The sequence below is a fragment of the Gilliamella sp. B3127 genome (assembly GCF_026536935.1).
Classification (GTDB): Bacteria; Pseudomonadota; Gammaproteobacteria; order Enterobacterales; family Orbaceae; genus Gilliamella; species Gilliamella apicola_E.
This window is the reverse complement of sequence record NZ_JAFNNI010000003.1, coordinates 231,960-248,933: the sequence shown is the minus strand read 5'-3', so window position 1 is coordinate 248,933 and position 16,974 is coordinate 231,960. Positions and strand designations below refer to the sequence as shown.

16 protein-coding genes and 1 pseudogene are annotated in these 16,974 nt (G+C 35.5%); 11 read left to right on the top strand and 6 right to left on the bottom strand.

Annotation, left to right across the window (positions count from 1 at the left end):
- Positions 1-267 precede the first annotated feature (267 nt).
- The 8 genes and pseudogenes from J3U00_RS07010 to J3U00_RS06980 all read left to right on the top strand — a co-directional run bounded on the left by J3U00_RS07010 (position 268) and on the right by J3U00_RS06980 (position 6,985).
- Positions 268-1,461 carry a tetratricopeptide repeat protein gene (locus J3U00_RS07010; RefSeq protein ID WP_267332000.1) on the top strand — a complete coding sequence of 398 codons (1,194 nt, stop codon included), beginning with the start codon at positions 268-270 and terminating at the stop codon, positions 1,459-1,461.
- Positions 1,462-1,785: 324 nt separating this feature from the next.
- Positions 1,786-2,985, top strand: coding sequence for a tetratricopeptide repeat protein (locus tag J3U00_RS07005; protein WP_267331999.1), 1,200 nt, complete (start codon positions 1,786-1,788; stop codon positions 2,983-2,985).
- A 326-nt stretch (positions 2,986-3,311) separates the two neighbouring features.
- Positions 3,312-3,923 carry a tetratricopeptide repeat protein gene (locus J3U00_RS07000; RefSeq protein WP_065563485.1) on the top strand — a complete coding sequence of 204 codons (612 nt, stop codon included), beginning with the start codon at positions 3,312-3,314 and terminating at the stop codon, positions 3,921-3,923.
- Entirely contained in the window at positions 3,905-4,069 is a 165-nt protein-coding gene (locus J3U00_RS06995; RefSeq protein WP_176701545.1) for a hypothetical protein, read from the top strand. The genes J3U00_RS07000 and J3U00_RS06995 overlap by 19 nt, the downstream gene beginning before the upstream one ends.
- 6 nt (positions 4,070-4,075) lie before the next feature.
- Positions 4,076-4,132: pseudogene (locus J3U00_RS11675) on the top strand (hypothetical protein); the annotation flags it as partial.
- A gap of 12 nt (positions 4,133-4,144) precedes the next feature.
- A complete protein-coding gene (locus tag J3U00_RS06990; protein WP_416379897.1) occupies positions 4,145-4,336 on the top strand; it encodes a tetratricopeptide repeat protein in 192 nt (63 codons plus the stop codon).
- A gap of 815 nt (positions 4,337-5,151) precedes the next feature.
- Positions 5,152-5,586, top strand: a complete 435-nt coding sequence (locus J3U00_RS06985; protein ID WP_267331997.1) for a PTS sugar transporter subunit IIA — start codon at positions 5,152-5,154, stop codon at positions 5,584-5,586.
- Entirely contained in the window at positions 5,579-6,985 is a 1,407-nt protein-coding gene (locus J3U00_RS06980) for a PTS fructose transporter subunit IIC (protein WP_065563481.1), read from the top strand. Before J3U00_RS06985 ends, J3U00_RS06980 begins: the two co-directional genes overlap by 8 nt.
- A gap of 54 nt (positions 6,986-7,039) precedes the next feature.
- On the opposite strand, the gene J3U00_RS06975 is transcribed toward J3U00_RS06980, so the two are convergent.
- A complete protein-coding gene (locus J3U00_RS06975; protein ID WP_267331996.1) occupies positions 7,040-8,722 on the bottom strand; it encodes an amidohydrolase in 1,683 nt (560 codons plus the stop codon).
- Between the two features lie 149 nt (positions 8,723-8,871).
- Between J3U00_RS06975 and matP the strand changes: the two genes are divergently transcribed.
- The 3 genes from matP (at position 8,872) to cysB (ending at position 13,103) form a co-directional block, all read left to right on the top strand.
- The gene (gene matP / locus J3U00_RS06970; RefSeq protein ID WP_065563479.1) at positions 8,872-9,336 is read left to right on the top strand and encodes a macrodomain Ter protein MatP; all 465 of its coding nucleotides are present in this window, start codon (positions 8,872-8,874) and stop codon (positions 9,334-9,336) included.
- A 29-nt stretch (positions 9,337-9,365) separates the two neighbouring features.
- Positions 9,366-11,966 (top strand): type I DNA topoisomerase, encoded by a 2,601-nt coding sequence (gene topA, locus J3U00_RS06965; protein WP_267331995.1) that lies wholly within the window; start codon positions 9,366-9,368, stop codon positions 11,964-11,966.
- Between the two features lie 165 nt (positions 11,967-12,131).
- Positions 12,132-13,103 (top strand): HTH-type transcriptional regulator CysB, encoded by a 972-nt coding sequence (gene cysB / locus J3U00_RS06960; protein WP_267331994.1) that lies wholly within the window; start codon positions 12,132-12,134, stop codon positions 13,101-13,103.
- Positions 13,104-13,178: 75 nt separating this feature from the next.
- On the opposite strand, the gene hisIE is transcribed toward cysB, so the two are convergent.
- The 5 genes from hisIE to hisB are packed head-to-tail and all read right to left on the bottom strand — an operon-like array spanning position 13,179 to position 16,967.
- Positions 13,179-13,805, bottom strand: coding sequence for a bifunctional phosphoribosyl-AMP cyclohydrolase/phosphoribosyl-ATP diphosphatase HisIE (gene hisIE / locus J3U00_RS06955; RefSeq protein WP_267331993.1), 627 nt, complete (start codon positions 13,803-13,805; stop codon positions 13,179-13,181).
- Positions 13,799-14,575, bottom strand: coding sequence for an imidazole glycerol phosphate synthase subunit HisF (gene hisF / locus J3U00_RS06950; protein WP_065734876.1), 777 nt, complete (start codon positions 14,573-14,575; stop codon positions 13,799-13,801). Before hisF ends, hisIE begins: the two co-directional genes overlap by 7 nt.
- A complete protein-coding gene (gene hisA, locus J3U00_RS06945; RefSeq protein ID WP_416379896.1) occupies positions 14,557-15,294 on the bottom strand; it encodes a 1-(5-phosphoribosyl)-5-[(5-phosphoribosylamino)methylideneamino]imidazole-4-carboxamide isomerase in 738 nt (245 codons plus the stop codon). The genes hisF and hisA overlap by 19 nt, the downstream gene beginning before the upstream one ends.
- A 17-nt stretch (positions 15,295-15,311) precedes the next feature.
- Positions 15,312-15,899, bottom strand: coding sequence for an imidazole glycerol phosphate synthase subunit HisH (gene hisH / locus J3U00_RS06940; RefSeq protein ID WP_065563474.1), 588 nt, complete (start codon positions 15,897-15,899; stop codon positions 15,312-15,314).
- Complete coding sequence (gene hisB / locus J3U00_RS06935) at positions 15,900-16,967, bottom strand: bifunctional histidinol-phosphatase/imidazoleglycerol-phosphate dehydratase HisB (protein WP_267331991.1); 1,068 nt, start codon at positions 16,965-16,967, stop codon at positions 15,900-15,902.
- Positions 16,968-16,974 lie beyond the last annotated feature (7 nt).

Genomic DNA, 16,974 nt, shown 5'->3' with positions numbered 1-16,974 from the left:
AAGGCAGTTCTTTTTTTATACAGCCTCAAAATATCATTTATTCTGTTAACACAATCACTTTTTTGATATAAATTAGCTTAACAGTGACTTTTTAAAACGGCTAAAGATATTGGGTTGGCGTGTTAACCATTTTATCAACTCCATATCCCATAAGTCATTTAAAAGTACACTATTAACGAGTAATAGATAGTAAGCGTATTTTTGTTCTATTTTTGCCAGCAGACAAAATAAAAAAATTATTATATTTAAGGAAATTAAGGAAAACTAATGAAAAAAGTACAATTTGTTGTATTAACAGCATTATTATCGACGACGGCTTACGCTAATAATTGCGCTACCTATTTCGAACAAAAAGCTTTTGATAAAGCTTTTATTGCTTGTAACACTGAGGCTGAGCAGGGAGATAAAGATGCTCAGTTTAATTTAGCATTTATGTATTACAACGGCGACGGCGTCGAAAAAAATACAGAAAAAGCACTAAATTGGCTTACTCAGGCAGCGGAACAAGGGGTTTCTGTTGCGCAATATGGTTTATCACGCATGTATGAAGAAGGTGAGGGAGTCGAAGTCGATAAAGAAGCACTCTATTGGCTCACTCAAGCAGCGGAAGCTGGATCTGTTCAAGCGCAATATGATTTATCCAGAAGGTTTGAACGTGAAAAATGGCTCACTAAAGCAGCAGAGCAAGGATTTGTTCTTGCGCAATATGAATTAGGGCGGTTCAATTTCGATATAAATAGAGAAAAAGCGCTATATTGGTATACTAAAGCGGCTGAACAAGGGCTTGTTAAAGCGTATTATGGTTTAGCTTATATGTATGATCGTGAAGGAAATAGAGAAAAAGCGGTATATTGGTATACAAAAGCTGCGGAACAAGGGGATGGTTGGGCGCAATTCGAGTTAGCAAAGAGATATGACAAAGGTGAGGGTGTTGAAGTCAATAAAGAAAAAGCAATATATTGGTACACGAAAGCAGTAAAAAAAGGATTTGTTGAGGCGCAGTATTATTTAGCAGTTTTGAATAATGAAAGTGACGATGTTATAGCAGAACTACGTAAGAGGTTACCTAGAAAAAACGATGTACCAGAATATGGAATTGCTCAAGCGCAATATCATTTAGCAGAACTGTATGACAAAGGTGACGGTCTCGAAGTTAATAAAGATAAAACGGTATATTGGCTCAGTAACGCAATGAAAAAAAAGCTAAGTCAAACACAATATCGTTTAGCACATATGTATGACAAAGGTGAAGAGATCGAAGTCGATAAAGAAAAAGCACTATTTTGGTATAAAAAATCTGTAGATAATGGTAACACTAAAGCAATGCATAATTTAGGCGTTATGTATTATAAAGGTGATGGTATTGAAAAAAATAGCGAGTTAGCTAAAAAGTATTTTGAACAAGCTTGTGAGCTAAAATTTAAAGAAAGTTGCGATATCCTTCACAAAGGAATCAAATAAACATTATTCATAAGTCATGCAAATTAGAAACATGTTAAAAGAACTGCCTCACATATTAAGGCAGTTCTTTTTTTATATAGACTCAAAATGTTATTTCTTCTGTTAACACAATCACTTTTTTGATATAAATTAGCTTAACAGTGACTTTTTAAAACGGCTAAAGATATTTGGTTGGCGTGTTAACCATTTTATCAACTCCATATCCCATAAGTCATTTAAAAGTACATTGTTAACGAGTAATAGATAGTAAGCGTATTTTTGTTCTATTTTTGCCAGCAGACAAAATAAAAAAATTATTATATTTAAGGAAATTAAGGAAAACTAATGAAGAAAGTACAATTTGTTGTATTAACAGCATTATTATCGACGACGGCTTACGCTAATAATTGTGCGACCTATTTTGAACAAAAAGACTTTGCTCAAGCGTTAATTGCTTGTAACACTGAGGCTGAGCAGGGAGATAAAGATGCTCAGTTTAATTTAGCATTTATGTATTACAACGGCGACGGCGTCGAAGAAAATACAGAAAAAGCACTAAATTGGCTTACTCAGGCAGCGAAACAAGGGGTTTCTGTTGCGCAATATGGTTTATCACGCATGTATGAAGAAGGTGAGGGAGTCGAGGAAAACAAAGAAAAAGCACTCTATTGGCTCACTCAAGCAGCGGAAGCCGGATCTGTTCAAGCGCAATATGATTTATCCAATAGGTTTGAACGTGAAAAATGGCTCACTAAAGCAGCAGAGCAAGGATTTGTTGTTGCGCAATATGATTTAGGGCAACATGGTAATAAAGAAAAATCGCTATATTGGTATACTAAAGCTGAGCAACAGGGGCTTATTTCTGCACAAATTGGATTAGCAAACATTTATAACTATGGGCTCGGTGTCGAAGTCAATCAAGAAAAAGCGGTGTATTGGTATACAAAAGCTGCGGAACAAGGGGATGGTTGGGCGCAATTCGAGTTAGCAAAGAGATATGATAAAGGAGACAGTGTTGAGGTCAATAAAGAGAAAGCAGTATATTGGTACACGAAAGCAGTAAAAAAAGGATTTGTTGAGGCGCAGTATTATTTAGCAGTTTTGAATAATGAAAGTGACGATGTTATAGCAGAACTACGTAAGAGGTTACCTAGAAAAAGCGATGTACCAGAATATGGAATTGCTCAAGCGCAATATCATTTAGCAGAAATGTATGACAAAGGTGACGGTCTCGAAGTTAATAAAGATAAAACGGTATATTGGCTCAGTAACGCAATGAAAAAAGAGCTTAGTCAAACACAATATCGTTTAGCACATATGTATGACAAAGGATACGAGATCGAAGTCGATAAAGAAAAAGCACTATTTTGGTATAAAAAATCTGTAGATAATGGTAACACTGAAGCAATGCATGATTTGGGCGTTATGTATTATAAAGGTGATGGTATTGAAAAAAATAGCGAGTTAGCTAAAAAGTATTTTGAACAAGCTTGTGAGTTAAAATTTAAAGAAAGTTGCGATATCCTTCACAAAGGAATCAAATAAACATTATTCATAAGTCATGCAAATTAGAAACATGTTAAAAGAACTGCCTCATATATTAAGGCAGTTCTTTTTTTATATAGACTCAAAATGTTATTTATTCTGTTAACACAATCACTTTTTTGATATAAATTAGCTTAACAGTGACATTTTAATACGGCTCAAGATATTGGGTTGGCGTGTTAGTCATTTTATCAACTGCATATACCGATAAGCGATTTAAAAGTACATTGTTAACAAGTAATAGATAGTAAGCGTATTTTTGTTCTTTTCTTGCCAGCAGGCAAAATAAAAAAAATTATTATATTTTAGGAATTTAAGGAAAACTAATGAAAAAAGTACTATTTGTTGTATTAACAGCATTATTATCGACGACAGCTTACGCTAATAATTGCGTTACCTATTTTGAACAAAAAGCTTTTGATAAAGCTTTTATTGCTTGTAACACTGAGGCTGAGCAGGGAGATAAAGATGCTCAGTTTAATTTAGCATTTATGTATTACAACGGTTACGGTGTCGAAGAAAATACTGAAAAAGCACTATATTGGCTTACTCAGGCAGCGGAACAAGGGGTTTCTATTGCGCAATATGGTTTATCACGCATGTATGAAGAAGGTGAGGGAGTCGAGGAAAACAAAGAAAAAGCACTCTATTGGCTCACTCAAGCAGCGGAAGCCGGATCTGTTCAAGCACAATATGATTTATCCAGAAGGTTTGAACGTGAAAAATGGCTCACTAAAGCAGCAGAGCAAGGATTTATTGTTGCTCAATATGAATTAGGGCGGTCGTTCGATTTCGATAAAAATAGAAAAAAAGTGCTCTATTGGTACACTAAAGCTACTAAACAAGGGTTTGTTTATGCGGAGCACAGTGGTTTAACCTGGATGCTTGATCATGAAGGAAATAAAGAAAAAGCGCTATATTGGTATATGTTGTATTAACAGCATTATTATCGACCACGGCTTACGCTAATAATTGCGCTACCTATTTCGAACAAAAAGCTTTTGATAAAGCTTTTATTGCTTGTAACACTGAGGCTGAGCAGGGAGATAAAGATGCTCAGTTTAATTTAGCATTTATGTATTAGAACGGCGACGGCGTCGAAGAAAATACTGAAAAAACGCTATATTGGCTTACTCAGGCAGCGGAACAAGGGGGTTCTATTGCGCAATATGGTTTATCACGCATGTATGACGAAGGTGAGGGCGTCAAAGTTGATAAAAAAAAAGCATTATATTGGTACACAAAAGCAGCAGATAATGGTGACACTCAAGCAATGCATAATTTAGGTGTTATGTATTACAAAAGTGATAGAATTGAAAAAAATAGTGATTTAGCTAAAAAAGTATTTTGAACAAGCTTGTGAGCTAAAATTTAAAGAAAGTTGCTATATCCTTCATAAAGGAATGAAATAAACATTATTTCTATATAAGGAGATATATGGTGTTGATATCTCGCCAGTGATGATTTTTAAACTGACGGAATGAGTAAAAGAGCATGTGATAGAGTGGCAGAATTCTCTACTTGATAATTTTTATTCAATTGTTTATTTGGACTGCTTAGTGGTCAAAGTGAAATAAGATAAAAAGTATCATCAATAAATCGGTCTTTTTTGCGCTAGCCATCAATTTAGAAACCAAATATCAACTTTTTGGCTAGGCTCAGAATCAAAGAGCCAAATTAAGGATACTCATAGTTTCATTTACGTTATGAGTATCCTCAATCAAAAAAATATTAAAATAAAATTGTATTTATCTATAGAAGGATCTATAAACTTATCAAAATATTTATATAAAGGTAAATAGTCAAAATATAATATTGCAAATATACTTTTATCCTTTTTTTGTTTCTTCTTAAATCTTCTATTTTAATTTCTAATAATACCTGTATGACAAAACAGCCACATAATTTTCATGCTAAACAATGAAAAAGATCATTTTATTATTAAGTAAAATCATTATTAAGGCCGTATCTTAATAAGTATGTATTTTTGAAAGTAATGATTACTTTAATCATCAATAAATTTTAAATATTTCATATTTGTGAGCAAGATCAAATTATTTAATCAAAAAATTAAGTGTCAATAAAAAATGAACGTTATATATTTGTTTTGTATATTTTTATTTTAATAAACTTTTTATACTGAATAATTATCAAGAGGACTTATTTATGGCTTTAATTCCGGTTATTCCCGTCGAACTAACTGATAATCTTGCTCAAGATAAATCATTAGTGATCAAATTAATGGCAGAAAACAGTAACGAGTATTTAAACAATGTCACAAAATTTTTCCAAGATGTTATGAATCATGAAGAAGAAATGGATACAGATGTACTAACAGATATTGCTTTGCCTCATGCTAAAAGTGGCGCAGTGAAAACACCATTTATTGTGGTAGGTAAGTATAATCCAGGAATAATTTGGAATAATGAAAATAAAGTTAAGTTAGTAGTAATGATTGGCGCTCCAGAAAATGCGGATAAAGAGCATTTGACAATAATTGCTAAATTGGCATCTAATTTGGCTGATGATGATTTTATTGAAGAACTGTTAAATAGTGATATTCAAACTGTAGCAAAATTAATTCGAGGTTTATATGAGTAAAGAATCGCTAAAAAATAAAAAAATTGTGGCCATATGTGCCTGTACAGCGGGTATGGCTCATACTTATATTGCTAAACAAAAAATTGAAAATGAAGCTAAAAAACGAGGATGGGATTGTAAGGTCGAAACACAAGGCGCAGCAGGGATTGATAATGTATTAACAGAACAAGATTTAAAAAGTGCTGATGTAATTTTGTTAGCAACAGATATTTCTATTGATAATGCTGAAAGGTTAGAACCTTTCAAAAATGTGATTAAGGTCAGCACCGGTGAAGCGGTTAAAAACACGGTTAATATTTTTAACAATGCTGAAGCACTATCATCAAAAAAAGAAGTTAAGGAGAGTATTGGAAAAGAAATATTTAGGTCATTAAACACCGGTATCAGTAAATTTTTACCAGTTATTATTGCTTCAGGTATTCTTTTTTCAATAGTGTTAATGACGGGTCATGTAACTGGTGACACTATTTTACCAAGTAATCAATTCTTTGCCGATTTACAGCAAGTTGCGTTTTATGGCTTTGCAATGATGGTACCTGTGCTTGCGGCATATATGGCTTATTCGATTGGTGGTAATGCCGCCTTAGCTCCAGCATTTATTATGGGATATGTAGTAAATAATCCAATTGGTGCTAATCATGTAAGTACAGGCTTTATTGGTGCTATGATTTTCGGTGTTTTAATTGGTTATTTTGTAAAATGGTTTAAAACAGTTAAAGTCCATCCAGTTATTGCCTCTGTTATGCCTGTTATGATTATTCCAACTGTGACCTTATTAGTTATGGCTCCTATTTATATTTATGGCTTGTCATATCCGCTAGATTGGTTTGTAAAAGCGATGGTCGAAACTTTAAAAGGCATGTCTGAAGTTAACGCAGCATTTTTAGGTATAGGTATTGGTGTTCTTGCAGCGCTAGATATGGGCGGACCATGTAGTAAAGCAGCTACAGCCTTTACATTAGCAGCTATGGCAGAAGGTGTTTACGGTCCTAATGGTGTATTTCGTATGTGCTGTGCAATTCCTCCTTTAGGATTGGCTATTTCTTCTTTGATTGTGTCTCGCTCTAAATATACTAAGGAAGAAAAAGAGTTTGGTATTACTGCGTTCTTTTTATCCCTAGCTGGTATTACAGAAGGGGCGATTCCATTTGCGGCTAAAGATCCAAAACGCGTTATTATTGCGATCGTTGTTGGTACAGCGGTTGCGGGAATGCTAGGCATGATTAATGGTATTGATTCATTAGTTGCATTTGGTGGTTTAGTTGCGTTAGGTGGTGTAACCAAAGGTGCATTATGGTATGTCATTGATATGTTTATCGGAGCATTTATTATTGCTGCGATTTTACATTTTTCTCGAAAACCAGCAGTGGAAGGCGATGTTATTGTTGATGCTGATTAATCATTGAAAAATTACCCCGACTAATAGGCGGGGTAATAAATTTTTTAACGATTATTAGGAGTGTTGATAAACTGTTTTCCCTCCAACCATCGTCGTTAATACTTTGACATTTTGAATATCCGTTGCTGGAATGGTAAATGGATTACGATCTAAAATAATTAAATCTGCAAATTTTCCTTTTTCGATAGAGCCTATATAATCATCTTGTTTTAACACATAAGCGGCGCCAATTGTTGCACAGCGTAGGACTTCGGTTGCTGTTAAATTGCGGTCACTATTTAAACGAGGGTGCTGTGCGTCAATTTGTCTGGTCATAGCGATTTGGAAATCATACCATTCATTAAGTGGATCAATTGGCCAATCGCTACCAAACGCACAGGTGACTCCAGCATCTATATACTGACCGTGGGCTTCTAAACCATTATAGCGTTCGGCACCAAATAAGGTTTCGTATTGTTCTACCATTGCTAAGCTACAGCCAGCCCATTGGAATGAAAATACTACACTGGTTTTCAATTGTTTATAACGAGCAAATTGATGCATTGCACTGAGTTCATTATGAGCAGTACTAGGACGAATATCCGCATCTGGTAGTGCTTTTCGCATTTTTTCAATCGAGTTAAGAACAACTTCAATTGCTCCTTCGCCAACAGTATGCATGTGAGGATGAAATCCAGCTTTAGATGATTCCAGTATCAATGCATCTAACATCTCTGTTGAGTAATATAGATCACCGAGGCGATCTTTTTCATTTTCTAATTGATAAGGTTTTAGTAAGCGAGCTGTCATTAATGGTGCTTGCATCACTCCATCAACAAATAATTTGGTATGCGATACTTTTATACCTGGTTTAGGTTGCCAGTTTTTATCATCATAACGCTTAGCAAATTGTTTAACGCGATCAATAACAGCAGGAATATCTTCAATAGAACCGACATCATCCGGTGGTAATTCACGTGCACCAAATAAACGTATTGAGAGCTGATCTTGTTGTTGTAATTTTAGAAATGCATCGGCTTGTGTTTCAGTGATGCGTGCATCCATAACTGACGTTACACCTTGCTTATTTAATTCAGTTTGTGATAATTTAGCTATGTTTACTGCTTGTTCATCGGTAATTTTAGAGATGCTGTCAAATGCGCGCATAGCAGGGGCATCTTCTAATATACCGTTTAATTCGCCATCTTCAGTGCGTCCAATTTTTCCATCAGAAGGCTCTGGCGTATTACGGTCAAGTCCAAATTTTTCTAAAGCAATGCTATTTGCAACAAGCGTATGACAATCATTTGAAAACAGAATTACAGGGCGCGAGGTATTAAGTTTATCAAGATCAAAGCGGGTAATGTCGGTTCCGATTGGTAACACTTCTTGGCGTAACCAGCCACGAACTTGTAACCAATTTTCACTATTGTCTGCGGAATCATTATCTAAATATTCTTGAATAATGGCTAAGGTAGTATCAACAGTTAAACTTTGATAATTTAAATTACATGATGATAATTGCATACCGCCCCAAAAAGTATGTAGATGAGCATCAATTATGCCAGGCATCATTGTTTTACCTAGTAGATCATGAATTATTGTACAATTATCAACATATTGGGAGTTATTTATCTCTTGTGTGGTACCAGTTGCAACAATATAGCCATTTTTAATTGCAAGCGCTTCACAAACGGTATCATGCTCGTCAGCAGTGTAAATGTAACCATTAATATAAATAACATCGGCTTTTGCCATTATTTGTAATTCCTTAAGTAGAAGTTCAAAATGATAGGCGAACGATAGCAGATTTATAAAAAATTTGTCAAATGCAATAATTTTCTTTATTGTGTGTCAAGATTATGCTACAACTAACATATTTAGTTACAGCGTCACAAGGTGAGCTCATGAAATATCAACAATTAGAAAACCTTGAATGCGGTTGGAAGTGGCACTATTTAGTAAAAAGACATTTAGAAGGGGAGCCTATCACTCGTTATGTTGAAAAGAGTGCAGCTCAACAAGCCGTAAATGAACTATTGTTATTAGAACATAAACCGACAGCCGTCGTTGATTGGATTAAGCAGCATTTAAATCCCGATTTAGATAACCGCATGAAGCAAACCATTCGGGCGCGACGAAAACGACATTTTAATGCCGAGCAGCAAAATACACGTAAAAAGTCTATTGATTTAGAATTTCTAGTCTGGCAAAGATTAGCTAATTTAGCTAAACGCCGGGGATGTACGTTGTCACAAACAATTACACAATTAATTGAAGATGCAGAGCAAAAAGAGCAGTATGCAAGTAAAGTGTCGACAATTAAAGATGATTTACTGTCATTACTTGATGTTAATTTAGACAGTAAATAACTTAAACTACAGGATAAATAGGTTTAATTATGGGAAAATCCCTTGTTATTGTGGAATCACCAGCAAAAGCAAAAACAATTAATAAATATCTTGGCAAAGATTTCGTGGTTAAATCAAGCGTAGGGCATATTCGAGATCTTCCAGTTAGTGGTAGTAGCCACCGCAATGAAAAAACCAGTAAAGATAAAGCCGAGAAGAAAGTAAAACGATCTGAAAAGCAGATCTTAGTCGATCGTATGAGTGTCGATCCTTATAATGGTTGGAAGGCTCATTATGAAATTTTACCCGGTAAAGAGCGGGTAGTTGATGAGCTTAAAAAATTAGCCAAAGATGCTGATATGATTTATCTCGCAACCGACTTGGATAGAGAAGGGGAAGCCATCGCGTGGCATCTAAAAGATGTTATTGGTGGTGATGATGGTAAATATCGACGTGTTGTATTTAATGAAATCACTAAAACTGCGATTCAAAATGCGTTTAAGCATCCTGCTATGCTTGATATGGATCGTGTTAATGCTCAGCAGGCACGCCGATTTATGGACCGCGTAGTTGGTTTTATGGTGTCGCCATTACTTTGGAAAAAAGTAGCAAGAGGTTTGTCAGCTGGTCGAGTCCAATCCGTTGCGGTACGATTAGTTGTTGAACGTGAACGTGAAATCCATGCCTTTATTCCTGAAGAGTATTGGGAGCTCTATGCTGACTTAAAAACAGCTAATCAAGAAAAACTAACTATGCAAGTTACGCATTATAAAGATGATGCGTTTGAACCGAAAGATCGGGTTGCTATTGATATTGCTTTAGCAGAGCTAAATAATAAACAATATCAAGTAACCAATATTGAAGAAAAGCCAACTAAAAGCAATCCAACTGCGCCATTTATTACGTCGACTTTACAACAAGCTGCAAGTACTCGCCTTGGCTTCGGGGTGAAAAAGACAATGATGTTAGCGCAGCGTTTATACGAAGCGGGTTATATTACTTATATGCGTACCGACTCTACAAATTTGAGTCAAGACGCATTAACGATGGTCCGAGATTATATTGGTGAAAATTATGGTGATAAATATCTACCAAAATCACCGAATGTTTATACCAGTAAGAAAAACTCACAAGAAGCGCACGAAGCTATTCGTCCTTCTGATGTTAATATACAAGCTACAAGTCTGAGTGATGTTGAAGTTGATGCTGTTAAGTTGTATCAACTAATATGGCGTCAATTTGTTGCTTGTCAAATGACATCAGCTGAATATAACTCAATTACTGTTACTGTTAAAGCTGGGGATTTTACTTTAAAAGCAAAAGGTCGTACTTTACGTTTTGATGGTTGGACAAAAGTACAATCTCAGTTGAGTAAAAACAATGAAGATAAAATGTTACCTGCTGTATCTGTCAAAGATATTTTAGAGTTACTTAGCTTAAATCCCGATCAACACTTTACTAAACCACCTGCTCGTTACAATGAAGCTTCTTTAGTAAAAGAGTTGGAAAAACGAGAAATTGGTCGTCCTTCTACTTATGCAACGATCATTTCAACTATTCAAGATCGTGGATATGTACGATTAGATAATCGTCGTTTTTACGCAGAAAAAATTGGTGAAATTGTTACCGATAGATTAAGTGAAAATTTTAATGATCTTATGAGTTATGATTTTACCGCTCGTATGGAACATGCACTTGATGAGATCGCTAATAAAAAACAAGAATGGCGCGAAGTTTTAGATCAATTTTTTGAAGATTTTAGCCAGCATCTTGAAATCGCTGAACAAGATCCAGATCATGGTGGAATGCAATTAAATCCTTTAGTTTTAACACCAGAAATTAAATGTCCTAATTGTGGTCGTGAAATGGGGATTAAAACTGCAGGAACCGGCGTGTTTTTAGCTTGTTCTGGTTATGCATTACCGCCAAAAGAGCGTTGTAAGCAGACAATTAACTTAATTCCAGAACATGAAACCTTAAACATTTTGGAAGAAGCTGAAACAGCTGAAACCAACGCTTTAAGAGCACTTAAACGTTGCCCTAAATGTCATACCGCTATGGATAGCTATCTGCTTGATAATGAGCGTAAGCTGCATATTTGTGGTAATAATCCTATTTGTGATGGTTCTTTGGTTGAAAAGGGTACATTTAAAGTAAAAAGTTATGATGGGCCCATTATCGAATGTGAAAAATGTGGATCAGAAATGCACCTTAAATCAGGTCGTTTTGGACTCTATATGGGCTGTACTAATCAAGATTGTAAAAATACACGTAAAATCTTGAAAAATGGTGATGTGGCTCCTCCTAAAGAAGATCCAGTTGATTTGCCTGAATTACAATGTACTAAATCAGATGCACATTTTGTCCTTAGAGATGGTGCATCAGGTATATTTTTAGCAGCGCATAATTTCCCAAAATCACGGGAAACTCGTGCACCATTAGTTGAAGAGTTACAACGCTTTAAATATCGTTTACCAGAAAAATTTATTTATTTAACTGAAGCACCAAGCCATGATCCAAATGGTAATCCAAGTATTGTTCGTTATAGCCGAAAGAATAAAGAACAGTATGTTACTTCTGAAGTTAACGGCAAATCTACTGGTTGGGTCATGCAATATGTTCATGGTAAATGGGTTAATAGTAAAAAATAGGTAATAACACTTAATCATTTTATAAAGAATAGCTCAGGTTCAGTAGCTGTTTAATATAAAAAGCCGTTTATGTGGTAAGGTGTGAAGGGAATTACCTTAAAAAACCCCTTTCCTCAAGTTTTTTTTGAGAAAAGGGAAAGGTATATAGTTAAAGGAGCCTTTGTCATGAAGTTGCAACAGCTGCGTTATATTGTTGAGGTTGTTAATAATGATCTCAATGTATCGCTTACTTCTGAAAAACTTTATACCTCTCAACCTGGAATAAGTAAGCAGATTAAATTATTGGAAGATGAGCTAAATGTACAAATCTTTACCCGTGTAGGTAAACATCTTTCAGAAGTTACACCAGTTGGCGAGCAGATTATAGCTTTAGCCCGTGAAATTTTAAATAAAGCACAAGATATTAAAATTTTAGCTAAAGAGTTTAGTCAACCAAATCAAGGCTCATTAACGATAACAACCACTTATACTCAAGCTCGTTATACTTTACCTATTGTTATCCAACAATTTATGCAACAGTACCCGAGTATCACTCTCCATATGGAACAAGGGTCATCTCCTCAATGCCTGATGCAAGTACAAACTGGACAAGCTGATTTTGCTATCGTGACCGATTTATCAGATCTTAGTGATGATATGATTGCATTACCTTGTTATCATTGGAACCAAGCTGTCATTGTCATGAAAGATCACCCTTTAGCTAAAAGCAGTTTAATTACAATTGATGAGCTATCTAAATATCCATTAGTTAGTTATGATTTTTCTAATGATGGTTCCGATCTTAATCAGGCATTTATTAAAGCTAATCAAGTCCCAAATATTGTATTTAGCACTACTGATGCTGATTTGATTAAAACCTATGTCAAATTAGGTGTTGGTGTTGGCATTGTGGCTAAAATGGCGGTTGATGAAAGTTCAGATTGTGAATTTGTGGTGCTAAATGCCGGCCATATATTCCCTTACAGTACAACTTATATCGTCTTCGCACGATCTCTGTTCTTGCGTAATTATATGTATGATTTTATTAGTCAATTTTCTCCACATTTAAATAGACAAACTATAGATAAAATTAGTCTTTGTGAAAACAATGTAGCAGTGCAAGCTATGTTTAATGGAGTTAAATTACCTGTTAGATAAACCGATAGGTCATTTTGAAATGTATTTTAAGAAACCAAGCTCAAAGATTGTGCCTCGCTTGGTTTCTTTTTAATATTATTTATGTCTAGCTTTTAAAATGCCAATCACATCTTGGAGTGATAGATTTTGATCCTGTAGTAAGACTAATAGATGGTAAATCAAATCTGCCGATTCATTTTTCAATTCTTCTTTATCTCGTACAGTGGCAGCAAGGGCGGTTTCTACACCTTCTTCTCCGACTTTCTGAGCAATACGCTTAGTACCATCATGATAGAGTTTTGCAGTATAAGAGGTGTTAGGATCAGCTTGCTTACGAGAGCCAAGTAATTGTTCTAAATCGTATAGAAAGCCCCATTCAGTTTTAGAATTCTTAAAGCAGCTGTTTGTTCCAGTATGACAAGTTGGTCCAATCGGATTGACTAAAATTAACAGCGTATCGTTATCACAATCGGTTGAGATATTAACCACGTTTAAAAAGTTGCCTGAGGTTTCGCCTTTGGTCCATAAACGTTGTTTAGTTCGAGAATAAAACGTTACTTTTCCGCTATTTAGGGTTTGAGCTAAAGCTTCCTGATTCATATAACCCAGCATGAGCACTTCACCAGAAATATAATGCTGAATAATAACTGGCATTAAATTATCGACTTTTTGCCAATCAAGTGATTTTGTATCTATCTGTATTTGGGAATGTTGAGTTAACATAATCGTATTTCTACTCCATGTTGAGCTAAATATTGTTTAAGTTCGCCAATATTAATAATTTGTTTATGAAAGACTGAAGCCGCTAAAGCACCATCAACATTAGTTTCTTTAAAAGCTTGTAAAAAATGCTCCATAGTACCCGCACCGCCAGAAGCAATCAGTGGTACTTGGCAAACTTCTCTAATCGTTTTAAGTTGCTTAAGATCATAACCATTACGAACACCATCTTGGTTCATCATATTCAATACAATTTCACCGGCACCTCGCTTTTGGACCTCTTGAACCCAATCAATTGTATTCCATTTGGTGGCTACAGTTCGCTTTTCATCACCGGTAAATTGATAAACGTGATAACTATCTGAATCTTTATCATACCAAGTATCAATCCCTACCACGATACATTGCACACCAAAGCAATCAGCTAATTGAGTAATCAAGTTTGGGTTAGCTAAAGCAGGTGAGTTGATTGAAATTTTATCTGCCCCATAAGTTAAAATCTGCCCAGCATCTTCAACCGTTTTTATACCACCAGCAACACAAAAGGGTATGTCAATAACTTGAGCAACTTTAGCCACCCAACTTTTATCAACCACACGCCCATCAGATGAAGCAGTGATATCATAGAAAACCAGTTCATCTGCACCTTCTTCCGCATAGCGTTTAGCTAATGGTACAATATCACCAATGATTTCGTGATTACGGAATTGCACGCCTTTAACAACTTGACCATTACGAACGTCCAAGCAAGGTATTATCCTTTTTGCCAACATGAAATTGCCTCCTGAACTGTAAATTTACCTTCTAGTAATGCCCGACCCACAATGACACCAGCAACACCACTGTCTTTTAAGTCCTTTACATCGTTCAACTGTCCGATTCCACCAGAAGCTTGAAAATCAATAGTTGGGTATTTTTTGCTAATTTCTTGATATAAGCTTATGTTAGAACCAGTTAATGTACCATCTTTTGAAATGTCAGTACAAAGGACATGTTTTAAGCCATAAGGTAAGTAATCCTCAATTACTTGTTCTAAAGTTTGCTTAGAATCTTCTTGCCAGCCATGAATAGCGACATTTTTATTGCCATATTTGTCAATACGAACATCCAATGCTAATACCAAAGATTCAGGTCCATAATTTTCAAACCATTTTTTTACTAATTTGGGATCTTTAATTGCAGTTGAACCGATAACAACTCGTGTTGCACCAGCAGAGAGAAGGGCTTTAACATCATCTTCACTGCGAATTCCTCCTCCAACTTGTACTGGAACTTGGACACCATTAATCAGTGTTTTAATTAATGTGATTTGCCGAGCTTTTGGATCTTTAGCACCTGTTAAATCAACTAAATGTAGTAATTTAGCTCCTTGCCTCTGATAGTCTTGTAATCGAGCTAAAGGATCATTACCATAATCACGTTTTTGTTCATAATCACCCTGGTGTAATCGAACCACAGTGCCATCAATTAAATCCAGAGCAGGAATAATAATAGGGTAAACTGCCATTTTTACATCTCCAAAAAGTTCTTTAGTAATTTTGCACCGGCTGAGCCAGAACGCTCTGGATGAAATTGCACACCGTAAAAGTTGTCTTTTTGTACGGCAGCTGTAAAGCTTTCGCCGTAATTGGTTTCTGCGATAGTTGATGAGCATAATGGTAAGGCGTATCCATGTACAAAGTAAAAATAAGCACCATTTGGAATATCTCGGAATAAATGGTGGCCAGCTTTAGGGTTAACTTGATTCCACCCCATATGCGGTAGTGGTAGTCCACAATCAGGAATTTCAGAGACTTTTTCGTGAATGATACCTAACGTATGGACATGCCCTTCATTACTATAATCGGCCAAAAGTTGCATACCAAGGCAGATGCCTAATACAGGTTGGGTGCAAACTTTTATCAGCTCGATTAAATTCCGTTCTTTTAACTTTTTCATTGCTGCAGATGCGGAACCCACACCCGGTAAAAAGAGTTTATCCGACTCAAGCACAATATCAGGCTCAAGACTAATAATTGGATTATAGCCTAGTCGTTGTATTGCGTATTTTACTGATGAAAGATTTGCACAGCCTGTATCGAGAATGACAATTTTCATCTATAGCACTCCTTTCGAACTAGGTAATCTATCACTTTCAATTTTAATTGCTTGTTTAAGTGTTCGAGCAAACGCTTTAAATAAGCTTTCGATTCTATGATGATCATTATTTCCTGATGTTTCAATATGTAAGGTGATCCCCATAGCATAAGTTAAAGAGTAGAAGAAATGTTCTACCATTTGTGTACTCATATCTCCAACTTTAAGATCACTAAATTGTGCCGAAAATACAAGGTAAGGCCGACCAGAAATATCTATTGCACATTTTGCTAAACATTCATCCATTGGAATAACTGATGCATAGCGTGTGATTCCACGTTTATCTCCAAGAGCTTGTTTTAGCGCTTCACCTAAAGCAAGGCCAGTATCTTCAATGGTGTGATGATCATCAACATGAAGATCACCTTCAACTTGAATATTGAGTTTAATGCCACCATGAGTAGCAATTTGATCGAGCATATGATCAAAAAAACCAATACCTGTATTAATTTGGCTACCACCTTGTCTATCTAACCAAACCTCAACTAAAATCTTAGTCTCTTTGGTGTTTCTTTCGACTTTTGCATAACGATCTGCTGTGGTTAAACGTTGAGCTATTTCGTTCCAATTAAGATTTACTGGATCATAACGTAACCCTTTTATTTGCATATTTTCTGCAAGCTGGATATCAGTGACCCTGTCACCAATTACATAGCTATTTTGTTTGTCTAAGTTGCCATTCATTAAATAAGGAAGAACCAGTTTTAGTTTAGGTTTGCGGCACTCACAATTGTCCTCAGGAAAATGAGGACAAATTAAAACTTCTTCAAATCTGACGCCTTGTGATTCAAATATTTGCATCATCAAGTTATGAGGACCATCAAATTTGGCTTGTGGATAGCTGCTGGTGCCTAAACCATCTTGATTGGTCACCATAACTAATTTATAACCAGCAGCTTGTAATTTAAGTAATGCGGGTATCACATTAGGTTCAAATTCAAGCTTTTCGAAACTATCAACTTGAAAATCGATAGGAGGTTCAACAATTAATGTTCCATCACGATCGATAAATAAATATTTTTGTAACATACTTGCT

What these genes read in the sequence shown, in the direction of transcription:
- J3U00_RS07010 (WP_267332000.1), top strand. Translation starts at nt 268, where the DNA reads ATGAAAAAAGTACAATTTGTTGTATTAACAGCATTATTATCGACGACG.
- J3U00_RS07005 (WP_267331999.1), top strand. Translation starts at nt 1,786, where the DNA reads ATGAAGAAAGTACAATTTGTTGTATTAACAGCATTATTATCGACGACG.
- J3U00_RS07000 (WP_065563485.1), top strand. Translation starts at nt 3,312, where the DNA reads ATGAAAAAAGTACTATTTGTTGTATTAACAGCATTATTATCGACGACA.
- J3U00_RS06985 (WP_267331997.1), top strand. Translation starts at nt 5,152, where the DNA reads ATGGCTTTAATTCCGGTTATTCCCGTCGAACTAACTGATAATCTTGCT.
- J3U00_RS06980 (WP_065563481.1), top strand. Translation starts at nt 5,579, where the DNA reads ATGAGTAAAGAATCGCTAAAAAATAAAAAAATTGTGGCCATATGTGCC.
- J3U00_RS06975 (WP_267331996.1), bottom strand. Translation starts at nt 8,722, where the DNA reads ATGGCAAAAGCCGATGTTATTTATATTAATGGTTACATTTACACTGCT.
- matP (WP_065563479.1), top strand. Translation starts at nt 8,872, where the DNA reads ATGAAATATCAACAATTAGAAAACCTTGAATGCGGTTGGAAGTGGCAC.
- topA (WP_267331995.1), top strand. Translation starts at nt 9,366, where the DNA reads ATGGGAAAATCCCTTGTTATTGTGGAATCACCAGCAAAAGCAAAAACA.
- cysB (WP_267331994.1), top strand. Translation starts at nt 12,132, where the DNA reads ATGAAGTTGCAACAGCTGCGTTATATTGTTGAGGTTGTTAATAATGAT.
- hisIE (WP_267331993.1), bottom strand. Translation starts at nt 13,805, where the DNA reads ATGTTAACTCAACATTCCCAAATACAGATAGATACAAAATCACTTGAT.
- hisF (WP_065734876.1), bottom strand. Translation starts at nt 14,575, where the DNA reads ATGTTGGCAAAAAGGATAATACCTTGCTTGGACGTTCGTAATGGTCAA.
- hisH (WP_065563474.1), bottom strand. Translation starts at nt 15,899, where the DNA reads ATGAAAATTGTCATTCTCGATACAGGCTGTGCAAATCTTTCATCAGTA.
- hisB (WP_267331991.1), bottom strand. Translation starts at nt 16,967, where the DNA reads ATGTTACAAAAATATTTATTTATCGATCGTGATGGAACATTAATTGTT.